The sequence below is a fragment of the Micromonospora sp. NPDC002411 genome (genome assembly GCF_053592955.1).
In genome coordinates this window covers 1-6452 of record NZ_JBSFBM010000365.1, presented here as the reverse complement: position 1 = coordinate 6452, position 6452 = coordinate 1, and the positions used below count along the sequence as shown (strand labels likewise).

General features: G+C 70.7%; 9 protein-coding genes and 1 tRNA gene. 7 read left to right on the top strand and 3 right to left on the bottom strand.

Annotated features, from left to right (window positions below; all coding sequences use genetic code 11):
* From ACWCO3_RS29685 to ACWCO3_RS29670, 4 genes are all read left to right on the top strand, one after another.
* Nucleotides 1-1145, top strand: a 1145-nt coding sequence (locus tag ACWCO3_RS29685) for an alpha-ketoacid dehydrogenase subunit beta (protein ID WP_450013185.1), incomplete at its 5' end; no start/stop codon positions are given.
* A gap of 112 nt (nt 1146-1257) precedes the next feature.
* Nucleotides 1258-1695, top strand: coding sequence for a DUF3052 domain-containing protein (locus ACWCO3_RS29680; protein WP_145779555.1), 438 nt, complete (start codon nt 1258-1260; stop codon nt 1693-1695).
* Between the two features lie 85 nt (nt 1696-1780).
* On the top strand, nt 1781-2245 hold the full coding sequence (locus ACWCO3_RS29675) for a peroxiredoxin (RefSeq protein WP_145779556.1): 465 nt from the start codon (nt 1781-1783) through the stop codon (nt 2243-2245).
* 77 nt (nt 2246-2322) lie between these two features.
* Nucleotides 2323-2394: transfer RNA gene (locus tag ACWCO3_RS29670), tRNA-Val, on the top strand.
* Between the two features lie 88 nt (nt 2395-2482).
* On the opposite strand, the gene ACWCO3_RS29665 is transcribed toward ACWCO3_RS29670, so the two are convergent.
* A complete protein-coding gene (locus ACWCO3_RS29665; protein ID WP_145779557.1) occupies nt 2483-3070 on the bottom strand; it encodes a TetR/AcrR family transcriptional regulator in 588 nt (195 codons plus the stop codon).
* Nucleotides 3071-3155: 85 nt separating this feature from the next.
* Here ACWCO3_RS29665 and ACWCO3_RS29660 point away from each other — a divergent pair, with 85 nt between their 5' ends.
* The 3 genes from ACWCO3_RS29660 to ACWCO3_RS29650 all read left to right on the top strand — a co-directional run bounded on the left by ACWCO3_RS29660 (nt 3156) and on the right by ACWCO3_RS29650 (nt 4394).
* The gene (locus tag ACWCO3_RS29660) at nt 3156-3572 is read left to right on the top strand and encodes a nuclear transport factor 2 family protein (protein ID WP_145779558.1); all 417 of its coding nucleotides are present in this window, start codon (nt 3156-3158) and stop codon (nt 3570-3572) included.
* Nucleotides 3569-3772 (top strand): heavy-metal-associated domain-containing protein, encoded by a 204-nt coding sequence (locus tag ACWCO3_RS29655; RefSeq protein ID WP_145779559.1) that lies wholly within the window; start codon nt 3569-3571, stop codon nt 3770-3772. The genes ACWCO3_RS29660 and ACWCO3_RS29655 overlap by 4 nt, the downstream gene beginning before the upstream one ends.
* 73 nt (nt 3773-3845) lie before the next feature.
* A complete protein-coding gene (locus ACWCO3_RS29650) occupies nt 3846-4394 on the top strand; it encodes a hypothetical protein (RefSeq protein WP_450013182.1) in 549 nt (182 codons plus the stop codon).
* Between the two features lie 6 nt (nt 4395-4400).
* On the opposite strand, the gene ACWCO3_RS29645 is transcribed toward ACWCO3_RS29650, so the two are convergent.
* Nucleotides 4401-5792 (bottom strand): hypothetical protein, encoded by a 1392-nt coding sequence (locus tag ACWCO3_RS29645; RefSeq protein WP_450013180.1) that lies wholly within the window; start codon nt 5790-5792, stop codon nt 4401-4403.
* Nucleotides 5789-6292 carry a SigE family RNA polymerase sigma factor gene (locus tag ACWCO3_RS29640; RefSeq protein ID WP_278140964.1) on the bottom strand — a complete coding sequence of 168 codons (504 nt, stop codon included), beginning with the start codon at nt 6290-6292 and terminating at the stop codon, nt 5789-5791. The genes ACWCO3_RS29645 and ACWCO3_RS29640 overlap by 4 nt, the downstream gene beginning before the upstream one ends.
* Nucleotides 6293-6452: the final 160 nt, after the last annotated feature.

Here is a 6452-nt window from a genome sequence, read left to right as displayed (position 1 = left end):
CGCAACAAGTACGGCCGCGAGCGCTCCTACTACACCGGCTTCGAGGGCGTGGTGCAGGCCCGGGCGCGGGCGCCCGGGCGGAGGCGTTCGGCGGCAAGCCACCGGAGCTGACCGGTCCGCTGACCCTTGCGCAGAGCATCAACGCGGCGCTCGCCGACGGGATGCTCGACCACCCGCAGATGGCGGTGTTCGGTGAGGACGTGGCCGCCAAGGGTGGCGTGTACGGGGTGACGAAGGGGCTGCGGGACCGTTTCGGGCCGGCCCGGGTCTTCGACACCCTGCTCGACGAGACGTCGGTGCTGGGGTTGGGGCTGGGCGCAGGGCTGGCCGGCATGCTGCCGGTGCCGGAGATCCAGTACCTGGCGTACCTGCACAACGCCGAGGACCAGCTGCGCGGTGAGGCGGCCACCATGCGGTTCTTCTCGCAGGGGGCGTTCCGCAACCCGATGGTCGTCCGGGTGGCCGGGTTGGCGTACCAGGAGGGGTTCGGCGGGCACTTCCACAACGACAACTCGGTGGCCGTACTCCGGGATGTGCCGGGTCTGGTGGTCGCGGTGCCGGCGCGGCCGGACGACGCCGCGCCCATGCTGCGGACCTGCCTGGCCAGCGCGGCGGTCGACGGCAGTGTGTGCGTGTTCCTGGAGCCGATCGCGCTCTACCACACCCGCGACCTGTACGCCGACGGTGACGGGGAGTGGCTGGCCGGCTATCCGGAGCCGGGGGCGTGGGTCGCCGGGCACGTGCCGATCGGCCGGGCCCGGGTCTACCGGGTCGGGTCGGCGGACGACCTGACCATCATCACCTTCGGTAACGGCGTGCGGATGTCGCTGCGGGCTGCGGCCGTCCTCGCCGAGGAGGGGGTCGGCACCCGGGTCGTGGACCTGCGCTGGCTGGCCCCGCTGCCGGTGGCCGACATCATCCGCGAGTCCTCGGCGACGGGCCGGGTGCTGGTGGTGGACGAGACTCGCCGATCCGGCGGGGTCGGCGAGGGAGTGATCGCCGCTCTGGTCGACGCCGGATACGTCGGTGCAGCGCGACGAGTAGCCGGAGTTGACTCGTTTGTACCATTAGGTCCGGCAGCGCGTCACGTTCTGGTCTCCACGGACGCCATTACCGACGGTGCCCGTACGCTGCTGGCACGGTAAATTCCGTTCCACCCGGTGCGCCACTTGCGCGGGGACCCACAACTGTGTGGACTTTGCCTGACGGCGTCGCACCGACGCCGCGAGCAGGTACGAGATGAGGAGGCACGCGACAGTGAGCGCGACCGCTGGTCAGGCCGCCGACGGGGTACGCAGCCTGGCGGACCGGTTCGGGATCGAACCGGGGATGGTCGTCATGGAGATGGGGTACGACGACGACGTCGACCAGGATCTCCGAGACGCCCTGACCGACCGCTGTGGAGATCTGGTCGACGAGGACACCGACGAGGTGGTCGACGCGGTGCTGGTCTGGTACCGGGAAGGCGACGGTGACCTCTTCGAGCTTCTCGTCGATGCCCTGGGCCCGCTGGCCGACAACGGCGTCGTGTGGCTTCTCACCCCGAAGGCGGGGCGTGACGGGCACGTCGAGCCGAGTGAGGTCGCGGAGTCCGCGCCCACCGCAGGCCTCCAGCAGACCTCGACCGTCAATGCCGGTCGGGACTGGAGCGGGGCCCGACTGGTGCTGCGCCGAGGGGCCAAGGCCAAGAAGTAGCCCACCCCGCTTCGCGCGCCCGGCGGTCCGCACCGCCGGGCGGCAGGCTGGTGCCGTCCCCCTGACCGAGCCGAGGAGTGTTCGCATGCCCATCGAGGTTGGCGCCGAGGCGCCCGACTTCGTGCTGAAGGACCAGAACAACCAGGAGGTCCGGCTCTCCGACTTCCGAGGCAGGCGCGCGGTCCTGCTGGTCTTCTACCCGCTCGCGTTCACCGGCACCTGCCAGGGCGAGTTGCGGGAGGTGCGGGACAACCTCGACGAGTACGCGAACGACGACGTCCAGGTGCTGACCGTCAGCGTCGACTCGGTCTACAGCCACAAGATCTGGGCCGACCGCGAGGGCTACCAGTTCCCCATGCTGGCCGACTTCTGGCCGCACGGCGGCGTCGCCCAGGCGTACGGGGTCTTCAACGACGTCGCCGGCTTCGCCAACCGGGGCACCTTCGTCATCGACAGGACCGGCGTGGTCCGCTTCGCCGAGATGAACGGCCCGGGCGAGGCCCGCGACCAGTTGGCCTGGCGCAAGGCCATCGCCGAAGCGACAGTCTGACCGGGGTACGCCGTGCGCCCGGGTCGGCGACGGGCAGGGTAAGCTTGCCAGCCACCGGCCCGCCGCACGGGCGATCCGGGCGCGTAGCTCAGTGGGAGAGCACCCGCCTTACAAGCGGGGGGTCGCAGGTTCGAAACCTGCCGCGCCCACCCTTCACCATCTGCCGAGAACCAGCCGCGTCGAAGCACCGCCGGCTTGCCTTCACCGGCGGGAGGATGTCGCACTGCTCGCACCTGGTCATGCTCCGGGGCGCAGCATCCTGATCAGGGCGGTACGCAGCGCCTCGGCGGCCTCGGCCGGAGACATGCGGCCGGCGTCGACCTCCTCGCCCGCGGCGTGGCCGAGTTTGATGGTGATCGTGGCCAACCAGCCGGCTGGCAGTCCTTTGTCGAACTCGCCGCTCGCCTGACCGCGCCGAATCACGCGATTGATCCGTTCGGCGACCGGTGCGTGGCGTTCCTCGTCGACGTTCGGGCTCACCGGAAGCGACGCGATCTGCTGGATGAGAACCGGATAGCGTCCGGCGGTCTGGGCGCCGGCTTCGAGGACGCGGATCAGCGCGTCCGTGGCGGATCCGTCGTCGGGTTCGGCGGCGTCCATCGCGGCGACGGCCTCGTCGGTGATCCGTCGCACGACGGCCGCCATCAGGTGCTCGCGGGACGGGAAGTGGGCGTAGACGGTTTGCCGGGTCACGCCGGCGGCGCTGGCGATGGCGTCGAGGCTCGCGTCGGGCTGCGCGTCGAGTAGTCGGACCGCCGCGTCGAGGATCGCGCTGCTGTTGCGGCGGGCGTCGGCACGTCGGTGGCGGTCTGCTGAGCCAGTCATCTCTTACGCCTTGTCAAATTTGTAGGAGGACGATATTTTACAAGCTGTAAAGATTGGTCTCATCGCGAGCTGATCGGTGGGTGGCATGGGCGGTCTCGAGGGCGTCAGTCCGAAGGAGTTCATCGCAAACTTCTTCACCTCTTTCATGAACGACCTGGTTCGCGGCGACGAGGATCCGGCAGTGGTTGTCGACCGTTACCACACGCCCGACATTGTGCAGTTCGCCGACGGCAACCTGATGGACCGCACCAAGCTCATCGCGCACACCCGCCCGGCGCGGAAGCACCAGACAAACGCCCGGTGGGAGGTGCATGAGGCGATAGCAGACGGGAACCGGGTCGCCGCCCGCTACACGCTGCACTTCCAGACCTCGAAGCGGGCAGGCAGTGTGGAGGTCCACTTCTTCGGGCAGTTCGCTGTCGACGGGCGAATGCGCCGGGCGCACATGCTCACCCGTTCGGTTCCCGTCGAGGCCGGTAACCAGGATCGGGTGGCGACATGAGCGTCCGAACCTATCGCGTGGTCGGCATGGCCTGCGGGCACTGCGCAGGCTTCGTCACCGAGGAGATCGAGCGAATCCCCGGCGTCACCGCCGTGGTGGTGGATGTCGAGAACGACACCGTCACGGTGAACAGTGACCGCTTCCTCGACATCGTCGACGTGCGGGCCGCGGTCGAGGAAGCGGGCTACGAACTGCCCTGACGCCTGAAGGCTGACCCACCGCGTCGCGCCACCGGGCGGCGACCCTCGTTCCGGGCACCGCCATGATGGGCGGGTGCAGGACACCGTCGCCGTCGCGCTGATCACCTCACTGTCCACCTTGGCCGCCGCCGGCCTGACCGGGCTGGTCGGCGCGCTCAGCACCCGCCGGCAACTGGCCCACCAGCTCACCGTCGCCCGGCAGGAGAGCGTCGAGCGTCGGGCGACGCGCCGGGACGAGCTTCGCCGGGACGCGTACGTCGGATTCCTGAGCGCCTGCGACCAGGCGTACCGGCAGTTGGACCGCCGGTGGCTCGAAGCCGGCGGGAGTGAGCCGGTGCCCGGCTACGACGAGGCGTACGCGGCGATGCGCGCCGTGGACGAGGCGTACAACCTGGTCCTGCTGGAGGGCCCGGCGGCTGTCGAGTCGGTGGCCCGGTCAGTGCTGACCAGCCTCAGCCTGGAATACGCCGACCAGCGCCGCTTCCGTGACCTGCCGGGCGACGCGGCGACGCCGCTACGCGAGCGGCACCGGGAGCGGTGGATCACCGCGATCGAGGCACGGACGAAGCACCGGATCTCGTTCGTCGACGCGGTACGCCCGGTGTTGGACGGGGGCGAGTGATGCCTCTCACCCACCAGTTCGACGCGCCCGCCTGATCCGCCGATCGTCGCGCCACAGCGCGATCCGCTGGCGGCTCACATACAGCAGGCCCACGGTGACCAGCACCGTGAGGAGACCCGTCCAGAACCAGAACCGTCCACCCACCCCGCCGGGTGGCTGCGCGTCGCGGACGCGTCCGCTGCGGATCACCTGGTCGGCGACGTCGACGGCGATCACCTGGTCCGGCGCGGTCAGCACGGTTCGCGGCGCGGTGGCACCGGGCGTCAGCGCCAGCACCCGCACGGTGCGCACGCGCTGGTCGCTCGTGGGTGGGTTCGACTGCTCCTCCAGCGGCAGGTCGGGGGCGACGGGGTCCGGCAGGTATGCCGCCACCAGCGCCGACCCGTCCGGGGCCCAGCCGAGCAGCCGGATGGAGACGACCCCGGACACGGCCGGCAGTGCCAGCGGACCGACGTCCCGTCCGTTGGCGGGATCGACCTGGCGCAGAGTCCACTCGGTGGTGGTCGTTCCACGGGCAGCCAGTGTCAGGTTCGTGCCGTCGGGTCGCCACGCGCCCTTGCCGGCCAGCCAGGTGCCGTCGGGCAGTACGAACGAGGAGAGCTCCCGACCAGCCAGGTCGGTCACGGCGACGGTGCGGCCGTACTGATAGGCGAGCCGACCCGGGGCGGCGGCGACGGTCGAGCCGACGTACGCCTCCTGTGCGCCGGCGGCCAACCTGGTCCACCGCTTACCGGCGACTGTTACCGCGCTCAGCACTGTGGTGTACGTGGCCCCGTCGAACGCGACCGGCACCTCGTCGCTGACCACTAGCGACCCGCCGTCGGCGGACCAGCCGACAGGTGTGCTCCAGACACTGCGGTCCACGGGCGACGAGAGCCGCTGGGTCCGCCCGGTGACCAGGTCGACGACCTCGACACCCGGGGGATCGTCCTGGACTCCGTCCGGCCGGGCCAGGTACCTGCCGTCGGGGGAGAGGTGCACGGTTCTGCCCGCCACGGACTCACCGCCGATCCGCATGATCCGGTAGCGGTCGGAGTCCGCGCCGACCACACCGACGACGTTCACGTCGTTCCAGCCGTGCAGACGCGGTGCGGGCCCGTCGAAGACGACCGACGCGGGACCGAGCCGGGGGCGGTCGGTGACGTGCAGCGTGCCGAGCGGCGGCAGGGCGATGTGGTCGGGCAGCGCGGCGTTCGCGGTGGCGGCCACGTCGAGGCCAGGGGTACGGGTCAGCGGCACCACGACGCCGGCCAACGCGAGCAGCACCAACACCGCCGCGCCGACGCCCACCCGGCGCCGACGGTGGCGACGGGCGGTGGCGAGAGCGCGCTCGTACACCGGGTAGGTGGGCACGTTCTCGGCGGCGGTACGCAGCGCGTCGCGGAGCCGGGCGGTCATCGGGTGCTCCTCTCCGCGGTGGCGTCGAGCAGGTCGGGAGCGACCGCTCGGAGTCGGCGCAGTGCGTCGTGGGCGTGGCGTTTGACGGTGCCGACAGAGCAGCCGAGCAGGTCGGCGACCTGCGCTTCGGTGCGGTCCTCGTAGTAACGCAGCACGATGACGGCCCGTTGGCGGGGGGTGAGGTGGCGCAGCGCGGCGGTGAGCGTGAGCCGCAGGGCGGTGGTGTCGGTGTGGTCGCCACCAGCCCGTTCGGTGGGCTCGGCTTCGAGTCGTTCGGCGAGGCGTCGGCGTCGCCACCAGGAGACCTGCTGGTGGTACATGACCCGGCGGACGTACGCCTCCGGGTCGCCGTCGCGGATGCGTCGCCAGTGGCGGTAGGTGCGCGCCAGGGCGGTCTGCACGAGGTCTTCGGCGAGTTGGTGGTCGCCGGTGAGGAGGTAGGCGGTCCGGGACAGGGCCGGCGAACGCTGCACCACGAACTCGTGGAACGTCTCGGTCATGCCCACCCCCTCGGTGAGAAGAACGCCTCCCGCGCGGCGGATGGTTGAGGACCTATCCTCGCGGTGCGAGCAACAACTGGAGCGTGAGCGTGGAACTGGCAGGCATTGGCGCGGTGCTGTTCGACATGGACGGCACCCTGGTCGACTCGGACGCGGCCGT